The organism is Metabacillus niabensis (assembly GCF_020524345.1).
Taxonomy (GTDB): Bacteria; Bacillota; Bacilli; order Bacillales; family Bacillaceae; genus Metabacillus; species Metabacillus niabensis_B.
Map to the genome: position 1 here is coordinate 151,662 of NZ_JAIVLH010000002.1, position 26,276 is coordinate 177,937.

The window sequence follows — 26,276 nt, forward strand, 5'->3', positions numbered from 1 at the left end:
ATGGGAGGAGCGTTTCTATGAAAAGCAACGGAAAAAAGAATGAGAACAATAAGAATGAACAATTGGAACAGTTCCGAGTTAGGGATGAAGGAGAAAAACTAACAACAAATCAAGGACTTAAGGTGTCAGAAGATGAGTTTTCACTAAAAGCTGGTGAACGCGGACCAACATTAATGGAGGATTTTCATTTTCGTGAAAAAATGACTCATTTTGATCATGAACGGATTCCTGAGCGAATTGTTCATGCCCGTGGATTTGCAGCACACGGAGAATTTGAAGTATACGAATCAATGAAAAAGTATACAAAAGCGAAGTTTCTTCAAGATCCTGCTGTAAAAACACCTGTTTTTGTACGGTTTTCTACAGTAGCTGGCTCACGTGGTTCAGCAGAAACAGTAAGAGATGTTCGTGGATTTGCGACAAAGTTTTATACGGAAGAAGGAAATTATGATTTAGTTGGAAATAACATACCCGTCTTTTTCATTCAGGATGCCATTAAATTTCCGGACTTAATCCATGCCGTCAAGCCAGAACCCCATAATGAGATTCCTCAAGCAGCAAGTGCTCATGATACATTTTGGGATTTTGTGGCTAATAATCAAGAGTCAGCTCATATGGTCATGTGGCATTTGTCCGATCGTGCCATTCCACGTAGTTTTAGAATGATGGAAGGGTTCGGTGTCCATACATTTAGGTTTGTGAACGATGAAGGACAAGCACATTTTGTAAAGTTTCACTGGAAGCCTGTTTTAGGTGTTCATTCACTAGTGTGGGATGAAGCACAAAAAATTGCCGGTAAAGACCCTGATTTTCATCGCAGAGATTTGTGGGATTCAATCGAAACCGGAAATTATCCAGTGTATGAGCTAGGTGTACAATTAATTGCTGAAGAAGATGAATTTAAATTCGATTTTGATGTACTTGATCCAACAAAAATTTGGCCGGAAGAAGATATACCAGTCAAAATCATTGGAAAGATGACATTAAATCGGAATGTAGATAATGTGTTTGCAGAAACGGAGCAAGTAGCATTTCATCCTGGTCATGTCGTACCAGGTATTGATTTTACAAATGATCCATTGTTGCAAGGACGATTATTTTCCTATACAGATACACAACTACTTCGTCTTGGAGGTCCGAATTTTCATGAGCTGCCAATAAACCGTCCAGTTTGTCCATTTCATAATAATCAACGAGATGGCTACGGTCGTCAAACCATTAACGTTGGACAGATAAGCTATCATAAAAATTCTCTAGCAGCCAATACTCCGGATCCTGCAAGTAAAGACGAAGGAGGTTATGTGCATTATCAGGAAAAAGTAGAGGGGCGCAAGGTTCAAAGTAGAAGTGAAAGTTTTAAAGATCATTTCTCACAAGCTACAATGTTTTGGAACAGCATGAGCGAGCCTGAGAAAGAACATATTATTGATGCGTTTTCCTTTGAGTTAGGAAAAGTAAAAAGCAAATCTGTTCAGCAGCAGGTAGTTGATATGTTCGCGAATGTTAATGTAGAGTTAGCCTCTGCTGTTGCATTATCAATTGGTGCCACACCACCTAAAGAGGGTGGATCAAACATAACAAAAACCTCTCCAGCTTTAAGTCAGTTAAATACAAAAATATTGCCGAATACACGCAAAGTTGGAGTTATTATAGGTCCTGATTTTAATGGAGATGATGTAGTAAAGGTTTGTCATGCTTTAAAAGCAGAAGGAATTATAGTTGAAGTGATCAGTGATAAGCTTGGAATTCAGAAAGGGCTTGATGGCACAGAAATAACTGTTGATCATACATTCTTAACTAGCGATTCAGTGCTGTTTGATGCTATTTATGCTGCTGGTGGAAAAGATGTAAGTCAAAAATTCAAAGACCAAGCTACCTATTTTATTAATGAAGCATTCTCTCATTTTAAAGCCATCGGGGCGTCAAGTGAAGGCATTAGCTGGCTACCAAAGGGTGTGATGGAAGACAGTCCGGGAGTAATACTTGAAGATGAAAATATGAATAAATTTGCTCAGGACTTTGTTCAAGCTATTTCTAGTCATCGTCACTGGAACCGTGATGTTTCTAAATAAAAAAAATTTTTAAGTAGAGGAATCCATTAATCTTGGGTTTCTCTATTTCATGTTATTAAAAAGCCGATAGCTATGAATATAACTATCGGTTAACTTGAAGTGGCATTGCTTAAAGATTAATTGACTTTTCTTTATTTGTCTGTTTTTTATGTAATTTTTTCATGGCGAATCTTGCTATAGGTTGTGCAAGTAACAATTCAATCCAAAATGCTATACCGAAGTTTCTAAACCAATTGTAAAAGAAGTTTCGAAAAGGCTCCATGCTTATTTTGTTTGTACCTATATAATTGAAATAATGAATAGAAACAAAATGCCTTCCCTTTGATTTTGAGGAAGTCTATCTTCCTTATACATAGTTGAACCCTCCGAAATGAATATTTCAGATGGCAGACGTATCGTGCGACATTTATTTTTGATCAAATTAATTGACCAATATCTCTACACACTGATTTACTATAAAATTGGAAAATGAAAAGTTTTGTATATTTATTAAAGAAAATATTTGAGTTCGTTTCATTAATTTGAAATAATTAGTATGATGAATTAGTAGATAGTCGAGGAAATTGGCTAATAAAATGGTATATTTTATTTCTGAAAATCAAATGAAATGTAATTGGAAAGTCTACATCAGATGTGTAAGATTCTATTTTGAAATATTACCAAAGATATACTCATTAGTATATACATTCTTATTATAGTTAATGGTGTTCATTTTTTTCGTCACCTTCTACCATCTAGACAAATGCTTGTGTAAGGAATGCACCAATTTCAGACCTAAACGGAGGATTATTGATGAATGAACAAAAGGTATTGATTAAAGAGGCAATGGAAGTACTAAAGGTAACAAGTCGAACATTTTACATACCGATTATGTTTTTAAAGAAAGAATTGAAAGATGCAGTAGCAGTGGCTTACTTAGCAATGCGTGCTATTGATGAAATTGAAGACCACGAAGAAATGCCTAATGATGTGAAAGCTTATTTACTTTCAGAGGTAAGCCAGTTATTACTTGAAGATAATTTTAGTTATCAAAAATATAGTGCTTTAGTCGGTCCATATTCCGAAGTACTTCCAGAAGTGACATTGCGTCTAGCAGATTGGCTATTGTTAGCTCCAGACGGGGCGAAAAAGAATATTCAAGAAGCAACGAGCGAAATGGCTGCAGGGATGGCGAAATGGGCAAAAGCAAATTGGAAAATCCAAACACGTGAAGATCTAGATGACTATACATATTATGTTGCTGGTCTTGTTGGGGTTATGTTATCAGATCTTTGGAAATGGCATGACGGAATTGAAACAGATAGGAATTTAGCCATTGGATATGGACGGGGGTTACAGGCAGTTAATATTTTGCGTAACCAGGATGAAGATTTGGATCAGCGCGGGGTAAGATTTATCCCAAATGGTTGGACTCAGGATGAGTTAATGGCATATGCCAATGAAAATTTAAATATGGCAAATGAATATATGAAGAGTATCAATAAAAGGCCTATACTATTGTTCTGCCGTTTACCTTTAGCAATCGCTCATAAAACATTGAAAGCTATAAAAGACGGTCGTGAAAAAATCAGTCGAATTGAAGTAGAAGAGACCGTACAAGAGGTACAGGCTGACTTGTAATAATATCTTGTTTAAAACGTTTAAAGAGCAAGTTGAATTTCCAGTATGAAATAGATGAAACGAGATGGATATATCATGGCAATAAAATGGATCGAAATGACAGAGAGTCATTTATTTTACTTTGATACGGCTATGAACTTATATGATCAAGCATTTCCGATTGAAGTGAGAGAACCACAAGAGGTTTTTCTAAGAAGTTTGAAATTGGCAAAATTAAACAAGCCCAATCGTTTTCATTTCCTGATTGGGTTAGAAGGTGATCAGCTTGTATCATTTGCAACAGGGCACTATTTTGCTAATGTGAATACAGGATTTATTGTGTATATTGTAACGAATCCCCATGTGCGAAGTAACGGGTTAGGAACGAAAACACTATTAAAAATAGAAGAGTTATTTAAGAAGGATGCCATTTCAGCGGGTAACTCATCATTAAGAGCTATTATTTTGGAAACTGAAACACAAGAAATGGTGCATACTCAGAAAGAAAAGGAAGATTGCATTAAAAGAAATAGATTTTTTTTAAGAAATAACTATGAAAAATACGACGAAATCAACTATTTACAACCAGCACTTCATGAAAAGGTGGAAGAAATACCACTTAATCTTTTTATTAAGAATTTACACAAAACTAAACTAAGTAAGGAAGAAGTAACAGAAATTATTTATGCAATTTATAAAGAGAAATACTCACTAGTGAATGAAATCGATAAAAATGTCCTTAATCATTGCCTTAAGAAGATGAAAATTCAAAATGTGGAATACCTTATTTAATTACAAAACGCATGACAATATTTTAAAAGTCATGCGTTTTTATTATTGAAACTCGCTAAAAAAGGTTAAAGTTACCAATTAATTGTGATAAAATGTTTGTAATCTTATAGATGAGGTGAGGTTAGATTAGATGAGCGAAGTTGAGCAGAGAACAAAGTTAGATCTAGATAGAATCATTTTTATTGGGAGAACATATGAAGAATACTTGAATATGTTTCTGCTTACAGTTGAAGATTTGAAAGGAAAGAAAATACTGGATTGTCCAGCAGGGGCTTGTTCATTTACAGCAGTCGGTAACAGATCAGGTTTAGATGTAACAGCTTGTGACATAGCCTATTTTCATTCTGCAGAAGACCTTAGAAGAAAAGGTATTCAGGATATTGATCATGCTATGGAACATATGCAAAAAGCCCAAAAGAATTTTAAATGGGATTATTTTAAGGATATTGACGGGCTAAGGAATCATCGTTTAAATGCTCTGCAAGAATGTTCCAAGGATATGAAAGATTCCGGAAAAAAATACATTCCTGCTACACTGCCCACTTTACCGTTTGGGAATGAAGAGTTTGATATACTTCTGTCTGCACATTTTCTATTTATGTATGGAGATCGATTAGATTACCAATTTCATATAGAGTCAATAAATGAATTGGTAAGGGTGACGAAAGAGGAGGTCCGAATTTTTCCATTAATGGATTTAGAGGGAAAAAGATATGAACATTTAGATAAAGTAACTAGTTATTTGGAGGACAATGGTTTTACCGTTAAAGAAGTAAAAGTTCCTTATGAATTCCAGTTAAACGCTAACTCAATGTTACTAATACACAAAGGTTAGTACTAAATGGGGCAACGTAGAAGCGGTGTCCCTTTTTAAGCATCGTTCATTGAGGAAATGGTAAGGTCCTGAAGAACAACGGTCTATAATTAGTTACATTCTTACATCAGAGGTATGTATGGAGAAAATCTTTCATATTTTATAATACGCTGACGAACGCTTCTCTAAATGGAATGTTTTTAAATTGGTGTATCGAGGAGGAATTTCATTGGGAACTGTATTTTCATCTATACTTCCAAAACATGAAGAATTTATTAAAAAACAAAAAATCTTTTTCGTAGGTTCAGCACCTCTAAATGAAGAGGGGCATGTTAACATATCTCCAAAAGGCTATGATGTTCTGAGAATACTTTCACCAAATGAGGTAGCATATTTAGATTTAACGGGTAGTGGAAATGAAACGAGTGCCCATTTAATAGATAACGGAAGAGTGACGTTTATGTTCTTGGCCTTTGAAGGACCTCCTATGATTCTACGACTATATGGTAGAGGAAAGATAATATTGCCTGATTCATCTGAATGGGATAATATGTCTAAACATTTTGAAATACTTCCCGGTTCTCGTCAAATTGTAAAGGCAATAATTGAAACAGTAAAAACATCATGCGGATTTAGTGTCCCTTTTTATTCATATAATGGTGAGCGGGATACTCTCCAAAAGTGGGCTGAAAATAAAAGTGAACAAGACTTAGAAAACTACTGGAAAAAGAAAAATTCTATAAGTATGGACGGAATCGTAACACCGATTGGGAAAAAGCTTATTTAACTTTACTATATTGAGGTGAAAAGAATTTGTTTTTAAATAAAATTGGCGGAGTTTTTATTCCGGTTAGTAACATTGAAGAAGCACGTGACTGGTATTGCGATATATTAGACTTACCAATAGATGGAGAAATACACTTTGGCCATATATATGTTCTTCCGTTAAACGGACAAAATATTATACTTGATAGTAAAATATATGCACCAGAACATATACATAAAGTTCCAGCTTTTCAACTTCTAACAGATGATATTAAAGGATCATATGATTACTTGAAACAAAAGAATGTTCATATAACAACTGAAATTGAAAACGGACATTGGTTCAACTTTAAAGATCTGGATGGAAATATAATCATGGTATGTAAATAATTCATTGAACCTATGATTTTTTGACCCTTAACAATTTGGCGCTTTAAATAAGAGATGTAAAATATGTTTTTATTTTATAGAAATTGAGAGCATTTGGAATTTCACCAAGTGCTTTTACTACTTTATGGGGATGATGAAATGAATAGCGCTATAAGACCAAAGAATGTTGCGATTTTGATATATGAAAATGTTGAAATCTTGGATTTTGCCGGTCCTTATGAGGTGTTTCTAGTAGGAAGCAATAGAGGACATGACTTTTCAGTGTATACAGTAGCAGAGGAAAAACGCCCTATTCATGCATTAGGTAACCTTAGTATAAACCCCGCCTACTCCATTCATAACTGCCCGACTCCTGATATTCTTATTATTCCTGGAGGTTGGGGTTCAAGAAAAGAAATGCATAATCGGAATCTCACCAACTGGATAAATGAAAAATCTAATGAAGCCGAACTCGTATTATCTGTATGTACGGGTGCATTATTATTAGCAAAAGCAAATTTGTTAGAAGGATTAAGACTTACTACGAATCAGAATGCGCTAAATGAGCTAAAAGAAGTTGCTCCTACATCTGCTGTAATCGTTGAGAATGCTCGTTATATCGATAATGGGAAAATTATTTTATCTGCAGGGGTATCAGCTGGTATCGATATGTCTTTGTATGTGGTTGAAAAATTATTAGGAAACGAACGAGCCATTCAAGCTGCAAATCTCATGGAGTATGATTGGACGATGTAACGATCAATCACAGATATATTATTTTAAGTAGAGTTAAAGGTTATTAGGCATTCTTTGTGGAAAACAATTATGTAGTATTCATTACAATAAGGAGTGTATTACAAATGTGTAGAAACATCCGGACACTATTTAATTTCAGCCCATCAGCTACTGATGAGGAGATCTATGCGGCTTCTCTTCAATACGTCAGAAAGATTAGTGGATATAACAAGCCATCGATGGCAAATGAAGAAGCATTTAATCAGGCAGTTAATGAGATTGCTATGGTATCTAAGAATCTACTAAATATACTTGTAACCAATGCAGAGCCACGCAATCGTGAGGTTGAAGCAGAACGTGCTCGTATTAAAGCAGCTAAAAGGTATGGAACTAAATAGGGGACTTTAGATAAATTGGGAGTGTAAATTATGAAAAATATATACCTAGTTAGGCATTGTGAAGCAGAAGGGCAACATCCTGAATCACCGCTTACAGAAATTGGTCATAAACAAGCTTTGGAACTATCCCGTTACTTTTCTCATCTAAATATACACCATATTATTTCTAGTCCTTATAAACGTGCAATTGAATCAATTCAACCTTTGGCTAATAGGCAAAATTTGAAGGTTGAAGTTAATCAAAATTTGACTGAGCGTGTACTGAGCAGCAACAATCTTACTGATTGGTTAGATAAATTAAAAGTAACTTATGATGATATGGAAATAAAATATGAAGGCGGAGAATCAAGTCAAGAAGCAATGAACAGAATAGTTGAGATTGTGGAAGAAGTTTTCGAAAATGAAGCTAAAAATACCATTATTGTTACACATGGAAATTTAATGTCATTACTTCTTAAGCATTTTAACAATAAAGTTGGTTTTGAGGATTGGAGAGATCTAACCAATCCGGACGTATATTTATTAAAAGCTGAAAATCATAAAGTAACTTATAAGCGCTTATGGAAGTGATATGATTTATGAAAACTGTGTCGAAAAAGGTTTCTGTGCCTAATGGTGTTAGAAATATAAATTGAAATATATTTATATAAAAAGAGGTGTGTTAATGATTTGGTTATTCATACTAATACCTGTTTTAATAATAGGGGCTATAGCTATTTATTTTGAAAAAAAATCTGGGATGGCTCCACCAAATGAAAATATACAAGATGAAAAGCTGGGGGAAGTAATCAATCAAAATGGGATCAATTCTAATGGTACACACGGAACAGACTAATTTCCAACAATCGAGTTTTCTTTTATTACTCCGTTCAAAAAGTAGAACCTAAAACCACTATGTTTAAAGAATGAAAGTCCGGGATTCATATATTTAGAGGAGGTTAAGGCAGTAGGAAAAACCAGGTGGATAATTAATGACCACCTGGCTAACTATTAAATATTCTCCTGAATTAACCCATCAATTATATTTTCTTTTTTAATCTTTTGGATGGAATAAAGCATAGCAGAGCCAACGATAATAAAAATCGCAGCAATTACGAATAAGATATTCAACCATGGAAGCTGAAAACCATATTCAAATGTCCGTTGTAATGACCAATAAATAAGGAACATCACAACTCCACTTATTGGTAGGCCGTATAATAATGCTTTTACACCGTAAAAAATACTCTCGTAATAAATCATTTTATTAAATCCTCTTGGAGTTAACCCAACAGATTTTAACATGGCAAATTCTCTTTTTCGTAATGAAATGCTTGTAGAGATCGTATTGAAAATATTTGCGATTGAAATTAACGAGATTAAAGCGATAAAGCCATACGTAAATACAGAAAGAAATAGGATAAGCTGTTGTTCATTTTGTTTTTGTTTGTAGACATTATAAATATATACATCAGAAGAGGTGGCATCTTCGATTTCTTTTTGTGTTGTTAGTGGATCGGAACTATTTAAAAATAGATATGTTTCAACCATTTGTTTTACTTGTTCATTACCACTTGTTAATTTGTTCAACGTTTTTTGTGGTACGATAATATCTAAACCGCCCAAGCGAGATGTAATGACTCCAAATGGGACTTGATCAGTTAATGCTCCAATTTTTAGTTCAGGTAATAACACATGCTCCTCTGTCTCATAGTTCTTTAAAACGACATCGATCTTTTCACCGGGTTTTGCTTCAATCGAGTTCGTTTCAATAAATTTACCTGTGTTAAAATCCTGATAGGAAATTTTGTCGATAACAATAGCTTTTGGTTTGTCTGTATCTGTGAAAATTGCTCCATCTGTTCCAATTGATTTCGCATATTCTCGGAAATTTGCTTCATCTAAACCATACAAATTTACATAATACTCATACTTTCCATTATCGAGTGGAAGGTTATCTTTTTCGATCATCTCCTTTAATAAATCGGGAAGAAATTCTTCTTGGATGTCTGCGTTTAGTTGAATTCTAGTTTGTACACTAGCATCAGTGACATCATCTAAATGGGAGAAAGGCTTTAGTTCATCGATTGTCATGTTACTTCCAGATACTTGAATATCATAATTAATTCCATCTTGTGAAAGCTCGGCAGATTTACTTATGCTATCTGTGAAAAAAGAGACAGATAAGTAGAGAATAATACTTATGATAAGTGAGAAAACAGTCACCCGATATCTTTTTTTATTACGCTTTACGTTTTTTAAGCCGATTTCGGCTTCAATCCCAAATATATTTCGCACAAGTTTAGATGTTTTAACCGTTTTACCTGTTAATTTAATATCCTGTGTTTGACGAATGGCATCAATGGCTGAGATTTTTGATGCTTTTCGTGCAGGTAAATAAGTTGAGATGAAAATTGTAATGATCGAAACAAAACAAGCAATAAGGAAAGAATAGGGTGTCACAACAACTTCCAGCTGTTCAGTACCATCTCCTAAAGCACCTTCAAGGTATGTGTTGATATACCAAAAGGTAACAGCAATCCCACCAAGTCCAGCAATGATTCCAACTGGGATACTTATTGAACCAATAAGACTGCCTTCAAAAAATACAGAGTTACGCTTTTGCTTTTTCGTAGCACCTACACTTGAAAGCATGCCTAAATGTCTTGCCCGTTCGGAAACACTTATGGCAAAAGCATTATATATCAATGCTACTGAACCTATAATTATGACGAGCATAATAATTGTGGCTAGAGAAAATAAGGTTGTTCTCAAATTATCATTATCAGTAACTCCATAATAGCGCAGTAATGCATCATTATATTCCACTTTGTCGATTTTATTTTCCTTTTTGATCTTTTCTACTTTGTTATACAGTGATCCATCCACCTTATTCATAACAACAAAGGCATCTAGTAACTCATGTTGAGTTAATAATGTAAAATTTGTATAGTTTATCACTGTGTATCCAGGAGACCATGTCGGTTCCAATATAGGTCGTTTCATTATTCCTACAACGGTGAAGGTTTCCGTTTTTTCAATTTGTAGAGATTCTTTTCCTGTCTCCTCATCTTGTTGGAGCGGATCATTTTGTGTTAACGGAGTGCCTGCTCCTGGAATGAGCCTTTGTCCAATTTCCAGCGAGATTTTGTCACCAATTTTGTAGTTGACTTTAGCATCATGAATAATCTCTTCAGAAATAATGACCTCATTTGCAGTTTTCGGAAGGCGCCCTTCGCTGACCTCAATCGGAAATTGGTTATAGAATTGTTCATTGTATTCTTGAATAAATAAGTAGGGTTTGTTCCTATTTTGTGAGTTTTCTAAAGGAGAATAACCAAGTTCATTCGCAATGACAAGTTTGCTTGTTGTATCATCAGCTGAGATCGATTCCAGCTGTTTCTTGGTTATATCCTTATATTGCACATGCCATTCACCGGAGGAGGCGATGGTTTGTCTTTTCATAAAATCAAGAAACGAAACACCTAAGGTTGCAACAGCCGTAATCATGGCAACTGATATTATCACGCCAATAAACGTTATTAGTGTCCTTCTTTTATTCTTTTTTAAATGTCTAACTGTTAACTTATTCACAATATTCATGAACGAATCACCTCATCCTTGGCAATTCTTCCGTCTTCAATTGAAATGATGCGATCTGCTTGCAGGGCTATCCGTTCATCATGTGTGATGACAATAAGTGTTTGATTAAATGTTTTGTTAAACATTTTTAATAGTTCCATGATTTCTTCACTATTTTTACTGTCTAAATTACCGGTAGGTTCGTCCGCCAGCATAATCGCAGGATTACTTATTAATGCTCGACCGATTGATACACGCTGCTGTTGACCACCTGATAGCTGATTTGGTAAGTGGCCGAGTCGATGGTTCAAACCCAGTTTTTCAACAATTTCATCAAATTGCTTTTGGTCAACTTTATGTTCATCTAATAGCAATGGTAATGTGATATTTTCTTCAACAGTTAAAATAGGAATAAGGTTATAAAATTGATAGATTAATCCAATTTGTCTTCTTCTAAAAATAGCTAGCTGTGTTTCATTTAAATTGTATAAATCGGTACCATCGATATATACTTTACCGCTGGTAGGTTGATCTACACCACCAAGTAAATGAAGCAAAGTTGATTTTCCAGATCCGGATGGACCGATAATGACGACAAATTCACCTTTGTTTACTGAAAATGACACATTATCTAAGGCTGTTACAGCTGTTTCTCCCTTACCGTACACTTTAGACAGATTTTCTATTTGTAGAATACTCATTATATTACCTCCAGTTCATTTGTGATTATAGTATATCTGCCTAAAATGACGATTGAGTGACTCTTAAGTGACATTTTAGTCACTTAGAGTGATTGGCATCCAAGTGTTATATGATCTGTTTATAAAACTTGATTAAGAAGGTGGTTCCTTCTCCAATCTCACTTTTCACTTCAATGTCCCCTTGTTGACTCTTTATAATGCTATATGACAAGGCCAATCCGATTCCGACACTTTCTTCTCCAGCATTTTTGCCTTTATAAAATCGTTTGAAAATATAAGGAAGGTCTTCTTTTAGAATTCCTTTTCCTGAATCTTGAATCTTTAATTCTGTGTATAAAGTATTTTCAACAAAAGAGATTGATATAGATCCGCCTTCATCGGTATGTTCTATACAGTTTTTCAGAATATTAATAAGGGCTTCTGAGGTCCAATTCAAGTCAACTAGAAATGAAACACCATCATCACCACTTACCTTTAAAGAGACCTGTTTGATATCCATTGGAATAAGGACAGATTGTACAGCTTTTTGTATTAAAACATTAGCGGGAACAGTATCTTTTTTAAATTGAACAATATCCGTATCAATTTTGGATAATTTTAATAGAGATGTGACGAGCCATTCAATTCTTTCTAGTTGTGCTTGGATGTTGTGAGTAAACTCTTTCCGTTTAACAACGTCAAGATTTGGGTGACTTAATAAATCAGCCATCACCATCATTGATGTTAATGGAGTTTTTAGCTGGTGGGAGATGTCTGAGATCGCATTCGTTAACCGAACTTTGTCTTGTTGCAAATATGAGCTTTGTTCAGAAAGCATTAATGTAACTTTATAAATGTCATTTTTTAAAATGCTTAATTCACCTTCAGTATTGTCACGGATATCCAGGTTATAATCTCCATTTGTTATTTTACGCAAATAGGTTGAAAGCTTCTCAATCTCCCTATACCGCCATTTGGTAAAATAGAAAAAAACAATCACGAAGATCGTTGTTGTTAAAAATATATATAAAGCCACAGGCAAAGAAAAAAAGAAAATTGCCAGGACTGTTGAAGCCATACAAATACTTGTGAGAATGATCAACAAGACTTGTATTTCACGATTACGCAGCATTCTTAATCACCAACCTTGTAACCCATACCACGGACTGTTTTAATAATGATAGGATTACGAGGGTTATCCTCAAGCTTTTGTCGCAGTCTTTTAATGTAGACTGTGAGTGTATTATCATTAACAAACTCACCAGCGACGTCCCATATCCGTTCTAAAAGCTGGTTTCTTGTTAATACTTGTCCAATATGATTGGCAAAAATCAAAAAAAGCCGATATTCTAAAGCGGTAAGCAATATTTCTTCATTGTTTTTATAAACTTTACCTTCCAACGTATTAATTTGGACATTTTCAAGTTCTATTATTGTTTTTGGTTTTGTTTGTATTTGTTTGTCATATCTTCTGAAAACAGACTTAATCCGCGAGATAAGCTCGCGAATACGAAAAGGCTTCGTAATATAATCATCTGCTCCCATATCTAATCCCATCACCACATTTACTTCATCATCTAATGCTGTTAGAAAGATAACGGGTTTATCACTGCAGGTTTTTACCATTTCGCACAACTCATAACCGCTGCCATCTGGTAAGGATAAATCTAATAAACATAAATCAATTTCTGCTAATCTTTCCCTTACGACAACTTTCGCTGATTCAGCACTATGACATGTAACCGTTTCATATCCGTCCGTTTGTAATGAATATTCCAAACCTGAAGCAATCGTTTTATCATCTTCAACTAATAAAATTTTCATATTGAGAACACCCTACCATTTATTTGGTTTTCTAGACTAATCCTAGTGTATCATCATGTTAGCGTCAAATCACTTTAAATGATCATTTATTGAGATGAACAACTGAGAAATAAATTAAAAATATAAAATTAAAAAGAAATGGATTTTTAAGTTAACTATGTTGTATAATATGCAATAACATTTTAATAAAGGATAATTCTAAGAAGAGGAGAGTAGCAATCACTATTCGATATAGAGAGCCGGGAATGGTGGGAGCCTGGTACGAAATTGATTATGAAGCGCACCTCGGAGAAGGCTTATTGAAATCTCATCATGTAGATAAGTCCGGTTATGACCGTTACAATTTCAAGCAGGCTATTTTAGCAAATAGAGTGGTACCGCGAGTTTAACCCTCGTCTCTAATATATTTAGAGACGGGGGTTTTTTATGATATCAGAAAGTGATATACATTTTATGGATAATAGTATCAGAAGAATTAAACCTTTCGCCACTAGGACTTGTCGACAAGCCAAGTTTTTCTAATTTCTTTCATTCAATGAAGTACAACAGAAAACAAAGGAGCATGAACAATGAAGTATAAGCAGATTATCATTTCCACAATTTATGAAACCATAACACAAATAGGAATGAGCTCTTTATCAAAAGATGAAGTCGGCAAAAAGTTAGAAGTTCCCCCAAAACAAGAAATGGGTGATTATGCATTTCCCTGTTTTGTATTTGCAAAAGAGTTAAAGAAAGCTCCAGCACAAATTGCCCAAGAGATAGGTTCTCTCATTAACAATGAGTATATCGAAAGAGTAGAGGTTGTTGGCCCGTACGTGAACTTCTTTTTAGAAAAGCAAAAGGCTGGAAATGAAGTTGTCATGAAAATACTTAACGAAAAAGACAATTTCGGAGAATTATCGATTGGCAAGCATAAAAAAGTTACGATTGATTTATCCTCTCCTAATATTGCAAAGCCTTTTTCAATGGGACATTTACGTTCAACTGTAATCGGAAACTCGTTAGCAAATATTATGGAGAAATGCGGCTATTCCCCAATAAGAATTAATCATTTAGGTGACTGGGGTACACAATTCGGAAAGTTAATTACCGCATATAAAACATGGGGGGATGAAGATAGGGTGAAACAGGATCCGATTAAGGAGTTACTTTCTTTATATATTCGGTTTCACGAAGAAGTTGAACATACTCCAGAGCTTGAAGATAACGGTCGCTCATGGTTTAAAAGATTGGAAGACGGCGATAAAGAAGCATTATCGCTGTGGAAATGCTTTCGTGAAGAGTCATTAAATGAATTTGAACGAATTTATAACCTTATGGATATTGAATTTGATTCGTTTAATGGAGAGGCTTTTTACAATGACAAGATGGATGCTGTTGTAAAAGAGCTTGAAACAAAAAGCCTGTTGTCAGAATCAGATGGAGCCATGGTTGTTTCATTAGATGAATATGATCTACCGCCTTGCTTAATAAAAAAGTCAGATGGAGCTACTTTGTATGCAACGAGAGATTTAGCTGCAGCTCTATACAGAGAAAAAGAATATCATTTTACTAAAGCGTTATATGTAGTAGGTGGTGAGCAATCTCTTCATTTCAAACAAGTATTTCACGTCTTAAACAAGCTTGGGTATGATTGGTCAAAAGATATGCACCATATACCATTCGGCATGATGTTGAAAGATGGAAAAAAGATGTCGACACGAAAAGGAAAGGTTGTCCTTTTGGAGGAAGTGCTTCAAGAAGCTATTAAACTTGCAGCACAAAATATAGAATTACGTAACCCGAATTTTGATGAAAAAGAGGCAGTTGCAAAGATGGTTGGGGTTGGTGCGGTTATTTTCCATGACTTAAAAAACTACCGCTTAAACGATGTTGAATTCTCTCTAAAAGAAATGTTAACTTTTGAAGGAGAAACAGGCCCTTACGTACAATATACACATGCACGTGCATGCTCTATTTTAAGAAAGGCAAAAAGAATAGATCAATCATCTGTTTCAGTAGATGCTTATAAAGATGAGAAGGCTTGGAGAGTCATATCCTTATTAATGAAATTCGAAGAAGTGATCATGCAGGCATATTCTCAGTTTGATCCTTCTCAAATTGCCAAATATACGATTGATCTTGCACAAGCTTTTAATAAATACTATGGTTCTGTTCGAATTTTAGAAGATGACGAACATCTATATAAGAGAATACAATTAGTTGAAGCAGTGACGATCGTTCTAAAAGAAGGGTTACGTTTATTAGGAGTTAAAGCTCCTGAACAAATGTAAGGAGATAATGTTAAAATCAATCATGAAGGGTGTGCTAAACGATGGATTTTGAAACAATTATGCAGGAACTGGAAGATTTAGGGAAAGAACGAACAAAAAATACTTATATAAGAAATGGTGCACATGAACCCGTTTTTGGCGTGGCTACAGGAGCGATGAAGCCGATGTCAAAGAAAATCGGAAAAAACCAACCTTTAGCAGAGCAACTATACGCGACTGGTAATTATGATGCTATGTATTTTGCCGGTATCATCGCAGATCCAACAATCATGACTGAGGCAGACTTTGACCGCTGGATTGATGCTGCGTATTTCTATATGTTGTCTGATTATGTTGTAGCTGTTACTTTATCTGAAACCGATATTGCGCAATCAGTAGCAGATAAATGGATTGAAAGCGGTGAAGAACTTAGAATGTCTGCAGGCTGGAGCTGTTACTGCTGGCTTTTAGGGAATCGGTCAGACACTGAATTTAAAGAAGAAAAGATTGCCGGTATGCTTGACCAGATAGAAAAAACAATTCACGATTCTCCTGATCGAACAAAATCCGCTATGAATAATTTTATGTATACAGTAGCGGTTTCCTATTTGCCTCTACATGAAAAGGCAGTCCAAACCGCGAAGGCAGTTGGACCAGTTGAGATCAAGCGGGACAAGAAGAAAAGCAGTATTCTCCTTGCTTCAGATACAATTCAAAAGGAAATAGATAGAGGGAAACTTGGTTTCAAACGCAAATATGTAAGATGTTAATAATTTAATAATAATTTATATTGATGATTAATTATAAGTAACTAAACATTAAGACGTCTTAGATCCTTAATTTTAATGGATTTGAGGCGTTTTTTTATACCTGATCTCATAGATTGTATATTCAAATGAAAAGTTTAAATATTCGTCATCTATATAGGGAAATACAATTATTGATAAATTTTCTTTTGATGGCAAATAATACTATATAATTCGAAGCTTTGAAGGTGGTTGGTGTATCGAAGTGTTTAAAAAATTCCGTTTCCATCGAAAGAAAAATAAACCTACGTATACGAATTCTCAAAACAAGCATGTTTTAGAAAACAACGAAAAGTTTGAGGTGAATATTGATCGAAATATTAGTAAGGTAAAGGAACTACTTGGAACAAATGATGACATTGTTTTTAGAGAGAGTGTTGTTTTTATTGAAAAACCTGTAAAAGTGTTCATTTGTTATTTTTCAACTTTATCTAGTAATGAATACATTAACGAATTTGTTGTAAAACCATTACAAGAACTAAACTTGAACAATAACCAGATAACATATTCAGAAAAAAGCAACTTAGATATTGTGAAAAATAATGTATTAGATGTTGGCAGTCTTTCAGAACACTCAGGAATTGAAGTGGTAGTAAACCAAATTTTATCTGGAAAGGCTGCATTATTCATAGATGGTTCAGATACTGCCCTGATAATTGAAGCACAGGGTTTTGCAATGAGAAATGTTTCAGAACCTGATACAGAGTCAGTTGTAAGAGGCCCAAGAGAAGGTTTTACTGAAAATATTGAAGTTAATACAGGATTAATTCGAAGAAAAATTGTTAATTCGAAGCTTTATTTTGAAAAGTTTACAATTGGTAAACAAACTCATACAAAAATACGTATTGCTTATATTGAGGGGATTGTCAATAAAAAGGTTGTCCAAGAAGTAAAAGCAAGATTAAATAAAATTGATATTGACTCTATATTAGAGTCAGGATATATCGAACAACTCATTGAAGACCATCCAACATCCATTTTTCCTACTGTTGGGAATAGTGAAAAACCTGATATTATTGCTGCAAGGTTATTGGAAGGAAAAGTAGCTATATTATGTGACGGTACACCATTTGTTTTATCTGTTCCTTACATGTTTGTTGAAAACTTTCAAATTAGTGAAGACTATTACTCACGTCCTTATTTTGCCTCTGCGATTCGATTATTAAGGCTGCTTGCATTGTTTCTTACCGTCACAATTCCTGCATTTTATGTAGCACTTACTAGCTATCATCATGCCATGATTCCAACAGTTTTGTTAACGTCAATGGCTGCAGCGGAAGAAACCGTTCCATTTCCTGTTTTGATTGAAACATTATTAATTGGTACTGCATTTGAAATTCTAAGAGAAGCCGGGGTTCGTTTACCAAGACCGGTAGGTTCAGCCATCTCAATTGTTGGTGCGTTAATTATTGGTGAAGGAGCAGTTCAGGCTGGTCTTGTAAGTGCCCCTATGGTAATAGCAATGGCCCTAACCGGTATCTCAAGTTTTATTGTCCCTGCCATCAATGATGCTGTTGTATTATCACGGTTATTTTTTGTGTTGCTAGCAGGTATTCTCGGTTTATATGGTGTATTAATAGGATTTTTAATCATATTAGCTCATATGTGTTCTTTACGTTCATTCGGTACACCATATTTAGCCCCACATGCTCCAATTATCTTACGGGAGTGGAAGGATACGTTAATAAGAGCCCCACTATGGAAGATGAATCAAAGACCACAATCCATTACATGGCAACATGAGACAAATCGTCAGGGTAAAAACCAAAAGCCCCAAGCTTCAACTTGGAAAAATGGAAGTGAAGAGAATTGAAGCGTATTGTTTTCATATTAGGCTGTTTGTTCTTATTAGTTGGTTGTTGGGATCGGAGAGAATTGAAAGAAATAGGAATAGTCAGTGCCATTGGAATTGATAGAAATCCTGAAACAGGTGAAATACTTTTTACATCTCAAGTTGCAAACCCTTCTGCATTAAAGCCAGAAGGAGGGGGTACAGCGCCTCCTATTAAAGTCATTTCTTCGACTGGGGATACTGTTTATAAAGCTATAAGAAATGTGAATCAAAAATTTGATCGTAACAATTTTTATGCACATAATAAAGTCATCGTTATCGGCGAACAGTTAGCAAAAGAGGAGATACTGCCTGTTCTAGATGCGATAACGAGAGGAAAAGAATCGCGGGGATATGTATGGATTTGTATAGCAAAAGATATGCAGGCCCGACAAATCCTTAGTATAAATAATCAGGGCATTGAACAAGTACAAGCAAACTCTTTGGAGAGTCTGAATGAAAATCAAAAATTAAATTTTGATGTAACAGTCATCCAATTGAATGATTTCTATAAAAAATCACTTTCTAAAGGTACTAATCCGGTTGTTGGGGTGTTGGAAATGTCTGGGGAATCTTCGTCAAATGGAACGATGTCAGAGAATACACAACAAGTAAAGCTTTCGGGAGGAGCTGTTATTAAAGAAGACAAAGTGGTTGGATATCTTAATGAAAAAGAAGCACGTGGATATAATTGGATTATTGGCGAGGTGAATAGCGGCATTCTTACAATACCTTCCATAATGGAGGAAAATAAGCTTGTGTCGATTGAAATAAGAGAAACAAAAACGAAGATAAAACCAGATATAAAAGGAGGCAGAATTTCTTTTACAATAGATATTAAAACATCTGGCATACTGGTTGAACAGCAAGGTGCAGGAACATTATCAACGAGAAAAGAGCAGTACGAGTATTTAAATCAATTAGAAAAAGAATTAAAAAATCTAATTGAAGAAGAAGTTGTTCATGTTGTTGAAAAAGCACAAAAAGACTATCATTCAGATATTTTTGGATTTGGAACAACATTGAATAAGAAAGAACCCAAGAAGTGGAATGAAGTAAAAGATAAGTGGTTGGAAGGAGAATTTCAAAACGCCGCTGTAAATGTTAATGTACAAGCAGATATTGGTGCACGCGAACTTTTAAAGGAGCCATTAAAGTCTGAAGATTAAGATGTTGATTTGCGAAAAAAACGTTTAATAACAAAATAGATACCATAATAAATGTTTAATAATAGGAGGATTGAAATGTATAGCGATCCTCCTATAATCAGAATGATCAGTACGATACCAGCTTCATATAAAGAGTGTAAATTCAACATAGAGTTCACCTTTTTATTTTAGATTTTTTGTTTTATGTTTAAGCCAACTCAAAAGTACTATGAATATCGGCATAAAGCTAAAAATACCGTGTATATAAGTTGAATTAAATTCGAACCCCACCCATCTATGAAACGAAATATTTTCAAAATAAGTAATAGAATAGACAATTAAAGCTAAACCCATTATTATTGTCATCCATTTTTTATTCTTGAATTTAAAAAGGGTTGTAACTGTTAATACGGCTGCATAAAAGTTAAGAACAGTTTTGAAGAAGCCCCCAATAAAGATGACGATAACCCCGATAATATCCAAATTCGTAATAATGTCTGCGATATTGATATCAAAAAGAACTCTTAATAAGGGAATCTCAGCTTTCGCCGCTAGTTCTGGTCCTAACATTGTAATAATCATTAAGTTCGTTAGAATTAGAATTCCACCTGTTATACAGACAACGAGTAAAGCGATTTTACGTACAGACTCTCTCTTATTTATAAAATGCCAATACATAAGGAAAACAACACTTTCTCCAAATGGAAAGTTAATGACAGGCAAGACTTCTTTTAAAACAGGTTTGATTCCATTTTCTAAAATAGGAAATATCTCTTGTAGGTCAAGTGCACCTGAAATACTAGCTAGAAAATAAGTTGTTATTAAAAAAATGATAAGAACAGGCATTAAAATCTCACCCGTTCTCGCAATGACCTCAAACCCTAATGTGATCATATAAATAGTGGTAAACATAAAAACACCTAAGATCACTAATTGTGGTGTATTTATAAGAAAAGTAGTCCGAATAATTTCGCCAAATTCATAAAAATTAAAACTTGCGCTTGAAAAGAAATACAACGCATAAAGGAGAATAAGTGGCACTGAGAGCCACTTTCCTAATAGACTCTGTAAAATCTCTACTAAATTTTGATTCGGAAAATGGTTTTGAAGCTCGGTGAAAATCCATACCAAACCTAAACTAATAACAGTGGCAATGATGATTACGATCCAAGCATCTTGTTTAGCCCCAATCCCTAAGGCGAACAATGTTGTACTACCAATTTCATATAATAACATCAAAGAAAATAGCTGGCTTTTTGTGATTTGTTCCATTCTATTCAACCTTTTTATCTACTAGAATTTAGCACGTTAAGAATAGTATAGCCAAAGAATGGTTATTTAAATATGCAGCTACATTCTTTCCTTAATTACGTTGAATTCCCCCTTTCCATTATTATGAATTCCTTAAAAATGTTTAGGATAACCTAAAAGCAGGAGGGGTTTTTCGTGGGATATAGGATTCTACTGCTGTTATTTTTAACATCTTGTCTATTTTCTACAGGAGTGAATGCAGAAGTACCACTTAAAGCTGCGTTTATTCGCGATCACCAACTGTGGATAATAGAAGGAGAACAAGAAACACAACTTACAACGGGAAGATTTGTTTATTCCCCTAAATGGTCATATGATGGTCGATTGTTAGCCTATCTTGACGGCGATCAACATGGAGAAAAATCAAACTTGTTCATCTATGACACAAAAGAAAAAGAAAACTACCAACCATATGAAAGTATTGAAACATCTGATTTTAAGTGGTCTCCCGTTACCAATCAATTAGCATACACTTCAAATGGTGTTTTAAATGTTACGAAGTTTAAAAAGAATCGTCCACATGGATTTGAAAATGTTTCATTAGGAGTTAGCGGGTTTGAATGGTTTCCTAATGGGCAAGACTTTATCGTTTCCTCACAAGCCCATTTATTACCGACTGGCTGGGGATCTATTGAACTTTTTAAAATACCGGTTGATGCAAATCTTGATCAAAAAAAAATGAAACAGTTTTATACGATAGATACTAAAATACCTGACTTATTTGCCATTTATGCTGACTATTTCAAATGGAGCCATGATGGGAAGTGGCTTAGCTTTATAGCAGTCCCTACAGCATCTTGGTCAATGGATAGTAATACTTTGTGTGTGTTAACACAACAAGGGAACGAATTTCAATCTGTGGGCAAAATGCTGGGATATGAGGATTGGGTGAAGTGGTCTCCATCTTCGGATCAGCTAGCATATATATCAGGTGAAGGAAGATTTTTCGTTGAAAACAAGAACACCACAATTAAAGACATGCCTGTATCGAATCACCAAAAAGAATATACCCCTGTTGGATATGTAGATCTTGACTTAGAATGGCTTTCTTCAGATAAAATAATTGTTGCTCGTGCAAAGGGAAATAAAGATTGGAATGAAGGACCAGTTCCAACAATGTATACATCACTTTACCTTATTGATCTAAAAACAAAAGATCAAAAACAACTAACTAATCCAAAGAAAAATGAACTTGATGAGGATCCACAGGTGATTGGATCCTACCTAACTTGGATTCGAAAAACAGATGAGGAATCAAAAGGAAATGTTTTTGTAAAGAATGTGCTTGATGGCAAGGAATATATTTGGTTGAAGAATGTTGATTCCGCTCCAGTGTTATTTCATCACTAACATTATATACAAAGAATTAATATTACGTTTAAAAAAGGAATCTAAAAGAAATGAACGAATTTTTAGGTGACCGATCCATAGTACATAAAAATGAAAAGGTGTGATGTTAATGAATACAGAAGTTACTGCCAAAATGAAAATACTTAAACCAATAAATGTTGTATTTGAAGCAATAGTAGATCCGGAGAAAATCGGCAACTTTTGGTTTTCGTCAAGTTCGGAAAGGTGGATTCAAGGCAAGAAGGTTATATTAAAATATGATGAATATCATGCAGAAGGTTTAATAAATGTATTAGAGCTCAAAGACAATAAGAAAATTGTTTTTTCCTGGGGCGAGGAACATGATGAAGAAACGATCGTAACAATCCTACTAAAAGAATCGGATTATGGTAGTACGATAATTGAAGTGAACGAAACTGGATTAAAAGAAGATGACCCTGAAGTAGTTAATAAAATGATGGGACAAAAAGAAGGCTGGGTATATATGCTTTCCTGTTTAAAATGCTATGTTGAAAATGATATTACTAATATGAGAGCGTCTTTAATTCATTAATTAGATCTTTTTCTAAAAATAGATTATTTTTAGAAAAAAAGGTAAATCATGATACAGAAGTTACAAAAAAAGAATCGTAATGGAGAATAATTATTGAAGGAATCTAATTATGGTAGTCGAATATTGTATATAGATATGCGTTTAGGAAGAGGAGATTTTAAAGGTAGTTTGTCTAAAAAACGATTCTATTTCTTTAATCTTTTTCAGTTTCCTATTATGAATCTATCAAATTTTGATAGAGCATTTTGCGCGTCTTAATCTTACCTTGAGGTGATAAAAATGGCATTTCAGTCTAAAAATATCTTTATCAATCTACCAGTGAAAGATGTAAAAAAGTCAACCAGTTTCTTCCGTTCGTTAGGTTTTGAATTCAACGCCCAATTCACCACTGACGACACAGCAAGTATGATTATCAGTGACAATATTTTTGCCTTGATCATGACTGAGGATCGTTTTAAAGAGTTTAGTAAGAAGGAAATCGTGGACGCTACCACTTCTGCTGAAGCAATTTTATGTTTATCAGCTGATAGTAGAGACCAAGTTGATGAGTTGGTAAATAGAGCAGTAGCTTCAGGAGGTAAAATCTCAAATGACCCACAAGATCATGGATTTATGTATGGTTGGGGTTTTCAAGACTTAGACGGTCACATTTGGGAAGTTGTTTATATGGATGAAAGTGCTATGAATCAACAGTAAACATAAGCATAGATAAATGGTTAGAATGATTTATTAAAAATGATGATGTCTTAATAGATATCATCTTTTTAATTAATCGGATGTTTAGTTAATGTATACCAAATGAGAACAGCTTGTGTAAAAATCTAATAGAATAGGTGTGTAAAATGGGTGAAATTGATAAAAGAAATCATTTAGACGAAACTCCTTTTAGTTATCGTGTCAATAAAGATAAGACCATTTTTTTAGAGTATTATGGGAAACAAGTGAAAATCTTAAAAGGGAAAGAAGCAGAGAAGTTTTTACGGAAAGTTACCGAAGCAGAAAATGAAAAAGATGTACAATTAGTAATGGCCAAGATAACAGGTAATTTTAAAAGGGGTAATGAGAGGGAAGCGAAAAGTAAAGGAAAAGATCATAAGACGAAATAAAAAAGTCTCAAATCAAGATAACGGGTAGGTTTTTTCAAGAAAATCAAACATACTAGATTTGCAAATTTGGCTAGCTTCTTTATATGATATTACGAGGATCTGCATCTTAGTGAGCGAACTGCTCAAGTCTTAAATAGATTTCAACTTATTACGAACAGATGGCTAAATTCAAAAGCAATGGAAGGTGAATTCCATTGCTTTTCCTATTGCTATTTTATGCTAAAAACTATACTAATTCAGGTTTGTGAATGAACGTTTTCTATAACATTTCATTCATTTGCGTATCACGATATAGCAACTTCAGATTGTTTTTTGTGTTCAACTTTTCGATAAAAAAATGTGAGGACAAAAAATGTGAGGACAAGCGCTGGTATGGTGCTTAAAACCATACCAATAAAAGCAAATCTCGGTTCAATTTCGTATAAATAGCTTCCGAAAATCGTAAAAACGGCAGTGCTCCAACTAAGTGCTAATGCAGAGTATAACCCTTGTGCTTTTGGTATCTGCCTATTTGGGATATTTTTTATTAAGTATTTCATAAAGGCATAATGCGCCATTGCGAATGAACATGCATGTAATAGTTGGGAAATACTAAACATCATCACATTTGGAAAAGTGAACACGATGATCCAACGGATGGTTGATCCCAATGCCGCTAATGTTAGTAAAGTACTAACTGAATATTTATGAAAGAACTTATCAGCGATTGAGAAGAAAATGATTTCTGCAAGTACGGCAATGTTAATAATGGAACCAATGAGATATTTTGGTACATGAATTTCTTGTAAATAAATATAACCATAGTTGTAATAGGAAGCATGTGCAGCTTGTATTAATATAACAATGGCAAGTACTATTCCGAAGTGACTGCTCCGAAACAAATCTATTATGTTCTCTTTTATGGAAGGATCTTTTTGAGGCTTTTCTAATAAAATTCTTGGAGTTTTCATTAACCCAAGGATTAGAAATGCTGCTATTCCAACTAACAATGCCCATAATATCACCTCATCACCTAAAGAGCCGGTAAAGAATGTTAAGGTAATACCGGCAACGACAAATCCAATAGAGCCCCATAATCTACTCTTCCCATAGTTTTTTAATTGCTTCCTTTGCAAAAGTACGCCAGCGGTACTATCTAATGCAGGCATCAATGTTGGGTAAAAAACATGCAATACAAGGGTTGCAAAAAGTAAACTTGAAAACGAATCAGCCGGTATACAGCAGATAAGAGCAACGAGAGTACCAATTGCTGTACCATTTAAAATTGTTTTATTACTTAGCTTTTCTGATAAGTATGGGAAAATAAATAATGTTGAAATGCCTCTCACAACAAGTCCTAAACTCATGATCAATCCAGCTTGTGAAATCGACATTCCTTTTGCAGAGATCATCCACCCTGTCCAATAGGGTAGAAAGATCCCCCACGTTACAAAAAAACTAAAATATTGTCTGCTCATCCAGTGTTGTGTATTCATTCTATATCTCTCCTTTGATTGGATGATATACTATCTTTGTGTAACATAATAGGAGATATCTCATATTTTGGGGTGGAAAATGGAAATTTATAAAAATGAAAAAAAACTTAGATTTATTAAAAATCATTCGATTTGCCAGTTATTTTCGTCTCCAATTGAAGAATTTATTGAAGTACATGAATATAAACGGGATGAATGGATTATTCAAGAAGGAAAAAGACCATCCTATTTATTTTATGTTATCGAAGGAAAAGCAAAGATATATATCACACATCAAAACGGAAAAGTCTCTTTACTTAATTTTATTAATGCTAATGATTACATTGGAGAAATGGAATTATTAAATGATGTTTATTATACAAAAGGGATTCAAGTTTCTACAAAGACAATATGTTTTGCTATTCCTTTTCATAGCTGTCGTGAAACATTATTAGAAGATGTGGTATTTCTTAAGGAATTAACTAAATTTTTAAGTATGAAAGCAACAAACATGGCCGCTAAGTATTCACAAAGTTTATCATTTCCTCTTGAAAATCGTTTGGCTGAATTTATTTTGCAAACTTCTGACGACGGTATATATAAAGAGAAGCATGTAACGGTTTGTGAGTTTTTGGGTGTATCTTATCGACACTTAATGCATGTTGTTTCACAATTTTCCAAAAAGGGTTATATCCAAAAAGAGGGTAGATACTTTCGAATAAACCAACCAAATTCACTGTATGAATTAGCAGAGATGTTGTGGAATAAATAATATTAGGGATTTAAATATGTCATCATTCTGCTACACAGACCACATTATCTATGAAAAGGTTTCAAAATTATGGTAACCTAA

General features: G+C 34.3%; 25 protein-coding genes and 1 other annotated feature. Of the genes, 19 read left to right on the plus strand and 6 right to left on the minus strand.

Annotated features, from left to right (window positions below):
• Positions 1-17 precede the first annotated feature (17 nt).
• From LC095_RS03695 to LC095_RS03740, 10 genes are all read left to right on the plus strand, one after another.
• Positions 18-2,072, plus strand: coding sequence for a catalase (locus LC095_RS03695; RefSeq protein ID WP_226526876.1), 2,055 nt, complete (start codon positions 18-20; stop codon positions 2,070-2,072).
• 792 nt (positions 2,073-2,864) lie between these two features.
• Positions 2,865-3,692 carry a squalene/phytoene synthase family protein gene (locus LC095_RS03700; RefSeq protein WP_226526877.1) on the plus strand — a complete coding sequence of 276 codons (828 nt, stop codon included), beginning with the start codon at positions 2,865-2,867 and terminating at the stop codon, positions 3,690-3,692.
• 75 nt (positions 3,693-3,767) lie between these two features.
• A complete protein-coding gene (locus LC095_RS03705) occupies positions 3,768-4,463 on the plus strand; it encodes a GNAT family N-acetyltransferase (RefSeq protein ID WP_226526878.1) in 696 nt (231 codons plus the stop codon).
• 130 nt (positions 4,464-4,593) lie between these two features.
• A complete protein-coding gene (locus tag LC095_RS03710; protein ID WP_226526879.1) occupies positions 4,594-5,298 on the plus strand; it encodes an SAM-dependent methyltransferase in 705 nt (234 codons plus the stop codon).
• A gap of 208 nt (positions 5,299-5,506) precedes the next feature.
• Entirely contained in the window at positions 5,507-6,064 is a 558-nt protein-coding gene (locus LC095_RS03715) for a pyridoxamine 5'-phosphate oxidase family protein (protein WP_226526880.1), read from the plus strand.
• Positions 6,065-6,090: 26 nt separating this feature from the next.
• Positions 6,091-6,432 (plus strand): VOC family protein, encoded by a 342-nt coding sequence (locus tag LC095_RS03720; protein ID WP_226526881.1) that lies wholly within the window; start codon positions 6,091-6,093, stop codon positions 6,430-6,432.
• A gap of 138 nt (positions 6,433-6,570) precedes the next feature.
• Positions 6,571-7,167, plus strand: a complete 597-nt coding sequence (locus tag LC095_RS03725; RefSeq protein WP_226526882.1) for a DJ-1/PfpI family protein — start codon at positions 6,571-6,573, stop codon at positions 7,165-7,167.
• 104 nt (positions 7,168-7,271) lie between these two features.
• The gene (locus LC095_RS03730) at positions 7,272-7,544 is read left to right on the plus strand and encodes a DUF2277 domain-containing protein (RefSeq protein WP_226526883.1); all 273 of its coding nucleotides are present in this window, start codon (positions 7,272-7,274) and stop codon (positions 7,542-7,544) included.
• Between the two features lie 30 nt (positions 7,545-7,574).
• Positions 7,575-8,114, plus strand: a complete 540-nt coding sequence (locus LC095_RS03735; protein WP_226526884.1) for a histidine phosphatase family protein — start codon at positions 7,575-7,577, stop codon at positions 8,112-8,114.
• A 94-nt stretch (positions 8,115-8,208) separates the two neighbouring features.
• Entirely contained in the window at positions 8,209-8,379 is a 171-nt protein-coding gene (locus LC095_RS03740) for a hypothetical protein (RefSeq protein WP_226526885.1), read from the plus strand.
• 155 nt (positions 8,380-8,534) lie between these two features.
• On the opposite strand, the gene LC095_RS03745 is transcribed toward LC095_RS03740, so the two are convergent.
• From LC095_RS03745 to LC095_RS03760, 4 genes are all read right to left on the minus strand, one after another.
• The gene (locus tag LC095_RS03745; RefSeq protein ID WP_226526886.1) at positions 8,535-11,126 is read right to left on the minus strand and encodes an ABC transporter permease; all 2,592 of its coding nucleotides are present in this window, start codon (positions 11,124-11,126) and stop codon (positions 8,535-8,537) included.
• Positions 11,123-11,806, minus strand: a complete 684-nt coding sequence (locus LC095_RS03750; RefSeq protein WP_216773383.1) for an ABC transporter ATP-binding protein — start codon at positions 11,804-11,806, stop codon at positions 11,123-11,125. The genes LC095_RS03745 and LC095_RS03750 overlap by 4 nt, the downstream gene beginning before the upstream one ends.
• A 106-nt stretch (positions 11,807-11,912) precedes the next feature.
• Positions 11,913-12,917: a sensor histidine kinase gene (locus LC095_RS03755; protein ID WP_226526887.1), complete on the minus strand. Its 1,005-nt coding sequence runs from the start codon at positions 12,915-12,917 to the stop codon at positions 11,913-11,915.
• Between the two features lie 2 nt (positions 12,918-12,919).
• Positions 12,920-13,609: a response regulator transcription factor gene (locus LC095_RS03760; RefSeq protein ID WP_226526888.1), complete on the minus strand. Its 690-nt coding sequence runs from the start codon at positions 13,607-13,609 to the stop codon at positions 12,920-12,922.
• Positions 13,610-13,800: 191 nt separating this feature from the next.
• Positions 13,801-14,012: a binding site (T-box leader), on the plus strand.
• Positions 14,013-14,178: 166 nt separating this feature from the next.
• Between LC095_RS03760 and argS the strand changes: the two genes are divergently transcribed.
• The 4 genes from argS (at position 14,179) to LC095_RS03780 (ending at position 19,670) form a co-directional block, all read left to right on the plus strand.
• A complete protein-coding gene (gene argS / locus LC095_RS03765; protein WP_226526889.1) occupies positions 14,179-15,885 on the plus strand; it encodes an arginine--tRNA ligase in 1,707 nt (568 codons plus the stop codon).
• A gap of 41 nt (positions 15,886-15,926) precedes the next feature.
• On the plus strand, positions 15,927-16,634 hold the full coding sequence (locus LC095_RS03770) for a DNA alkylation repair protein (RefSeq protein WP_226526890.1): 708 nt from the start codon (positions 15,927-15,929) through the stop codon (positions 16,632-16,634).
• 241 nt (positions 16,635-16,875) lie between these two features.
• A complete protein-coding gene (locus LC095_RS03775) occupies positions 16,876-18,483 on the plus strand; it encodes a spore germination protein (protein WP_226526891.1) in 1,608 nt (535 codons plus the stop codon).
• On the plus strand, positions 18,480-19,670 hold the full coding sequence (locus LC095_RS03780; RefSeq protein ID WP_226526892.1) for a Ger(x)C family spore germination protein: 1,191 nt from the start codon (positions 18,480-18,482) through the stop codon (positions 19,668-19,670). Before LC095_RS03775 ends, LC095_RS03780 begins: the two co-directional genes overlap by 4 nt.
• A 162-nt stretch (positions 19,671-19,832) precedes the next feature.
• Here the strand turns inward: LC095_RS03780 and LC095_RS03785 are convergent, their stop codons facing one another.
• Positions 19,833-20,921 carry a GerAB/ArcD/ProY family transporter gene (locus tag LC095_RS03785; RefSeq protein ID WP_226526893.1) on the minus strand — a complete coding sequence of 363 codons (1,089 nt, stop codon included), beginning with the start codon at positions 20,919-20,921 and terminating at the stop codon, positions 19,833-19,835.
• A gap of 174 nt (positions 20,922-21,095) precedes the next feature.
• Between LC095_RS03785 and LC095_RS03790 the strand changes: the two genes are divergently transcribed.
• From LC095_RS03790 to LC095_RS03805, 4 genes are all read left to right on the plus strand, one after another.
• Complete coding sequence (locus tag LC095_RS03790) at positions 21,096-22,310, plus strand: translocation protein TolB (RefSeq protein ID WP_226526894.1); 1,215 nt, start codon at positions 21,096-21,098, stop codon at positions 22,308-22,310.
• A 109-nt stretch (positions 22,311-22,419) separates the two neighbouring features.
• Positions 22,420-22,863, plus strand: coding sequence for an SRPBCC family protein (locus LC095_RS03795; RefSeq protein ID WP_226526895.1), 444 nt, complete (start codon positions 22,420-22,422; stop codon positions 22,861-22,863).
• Positions 22,864-23,142: 279 nt separating this feature from the next.
• Positions 23,143-23,559 (plus strand): VOC family protein, encoded by a 417-nt coding sequence (locus tag LC095_RS03800; RefSeq protein WP_226526896.1) that lies wholly within the window; start codon positions 23,143-23,145, stop codon positions 23,557-23,559.
• A 146-nt stretch (positions 23,560-23,705) separates the two neighbouring features.
• The gene (locus LC095_RS03805) at positions 23,706-23,969 is read left to right on the plus strand and encodes a hypothetical protein (RefSeq protein ID WP_226526897.1); all 264 of its coding nucleotides are present in this window, start codon (positions 23,706-23,708) and stop codon (positions 23,967-23,969) included.
• 284 nt (positions 23,970-24,253) lie between these two features.
• Here the strand turns inward: LC095_RS03805 and LC095_RS03810 are convergent, their stop codons facing one another.
• The gene (locus LC095_RS03810; RefSeq protein ID WP_226526898.1) at positions 24,254-25,444 is read right to left on the minus strand and encodes an MFS transporter; all 1,191 of its coding nucleotides are present in this window, start codon (positions 25,442-25,444) and stop codon (positions 24,254-24,256) included.
• A gap of 79 nt (positions 25,445-25,523) precedes the next feature.
• On the opposite strand from LC095_RS03810, the gene yeiL reads away from it, so the two are divergent.
• On the plus strand, positions 25,524-26,195 hold the full coding sequence (gene yeiL, locus LC095_RS03815; protein ID WP_226526899.1) for a transcriptional regulator YeiL: 672 nt from the start codon (positions 25,524-25,526) through the stop codon (positions 26,193-26,195).
• Positions 26,196-26,276: the final 81 nt, after the last annotated feature.

Coding starts and splice junctions, on each gene's coding strand:
- LC095_RS03695 (WP_226526876.1), top strand. CDS start 18: ATGAAAAGCAACGGAAAAAAGAATGAGAACAATAAGAATGAACAATTG.
- LC095_RS03760 (WP_226526888.1), bottom strand. CDS start 13,609: ATGAAAATTTTATTAGTTGAAGATGATAAAACGATTGCTTCAGGTTTG.
- LC095_RS03710 (WP_226526879.1), top strand. CDS start 4,594: ATGAGCGAAGTTGAGCAGAGAACAAAGTTAGATCTAGATAGAATCATT.
- yeiL (WP_226526899.1), top strand. CDS start 25,524: ATGGAAATTTATAAAAATGAAAAAAAACTTAGATTTATTAAAAATCAT.
- LC095_RS03770 (WP_226526890.1), top strand. CDS start 15,927: ATGGATTTTGAAACAATTATGCAGGAACTGGAAGATTTAGGGAAAGAA.
- LC095_RS03730 (WP_226526883.1), top strand. CDS start 7,272: ATGTGTAGAAACATCCGGACACTATTTAATTTCAGCCCATCAGCTACT.
- LC095_RS03700 (WP_226526877.1), top strand. CDS start 2,865: ATGAATGAACAAAAGGTATTGATTAAAGAGGCAATGGAAGTACTAAAG.
- LC095_RS03740 (WP_226526885.1), top strand. CDS start 8,209: ATGATTTGGTTATTCATACTAATACCTGTTTTAATAATAGGGGCTATA.
- LC095_RS03750 (WP_216773383.1), bottom strand. CDS start 11,806: ATGAGTATTCTACAAATAGAAAATCTGTCTAAAGTGTACGGTAAGGGA.
- LC095_RS03725 (WP_226526882.1), top strand. CDS start 6,571: ATGAATAGCGCTATAAGACCAAAGAATGTTGCGATTTTGATATATGAA.
- LC095_RS03805 (WP_226526897.1), top strand. CDS start 23,706: ATGGGTGAAATTGATAAAAGAAATCATTTAGACGAAACTCCTTTTAGT.
- LC095_RS03785 (WP_226526893.1), bottom strand. CDS start 20,921: ATGGAACAAATCACAAAAAGCCAGCTATTTTCTTTGATGTTATTATAT.
- LC095_RS03795 (WP_226526895.1), top strand. CDS start 22,420: ATGAATACAGAAGTTACTGCCAAAATGAAAATACTTAAACCAATAAAT.
- LC095_RS03745 (WP_226526886.1), bottom strand. CDS start 11,126: ATGAATATTGTGAATAAGTTAACAGTTAGACATTTAAAAAAGAATAAA.
- argS (WP_226526889.1), top strand. CDS start 14,179: ATGAAGTATAAGCAGATTATCATTTCCACAATTTATGAAACCATAACA.
- LC095_RS03755 (WP_226526887.1), bottom strand. CDS start 12,917: ATGCTGCGTAATCGTGAAATACAAGTCTTGTTGATCATTCTCACAAGT.
- LC095_RS03735 (WP_226526884.1), top strand. CDS start 7,575: ATGAAAAATATATACCTAGTTAGGCATTGTGAAGCAGAAGGGCAACAT.
- LC095_RS03810 (WP_226526898.1), bottom strand. CDS start 25,444: ATGAATACACAACACTGGATGAGCAGACAATATTTTAGTTTTTTTGTA.
- LC095_RS03705 (WP_226526878.1), top strand. CDS start 3,768: ATGGCAATAAAATGGATCGAAATGACAGAGAGTCATTTATTTTACTTT.
- LC095_RS03800 (WP_226526896.1), top strand. CDS start 23,143: ATGGCATTTCAGTCTAAAAATATCTTTATCAATCTACCAGTGAAAGAT.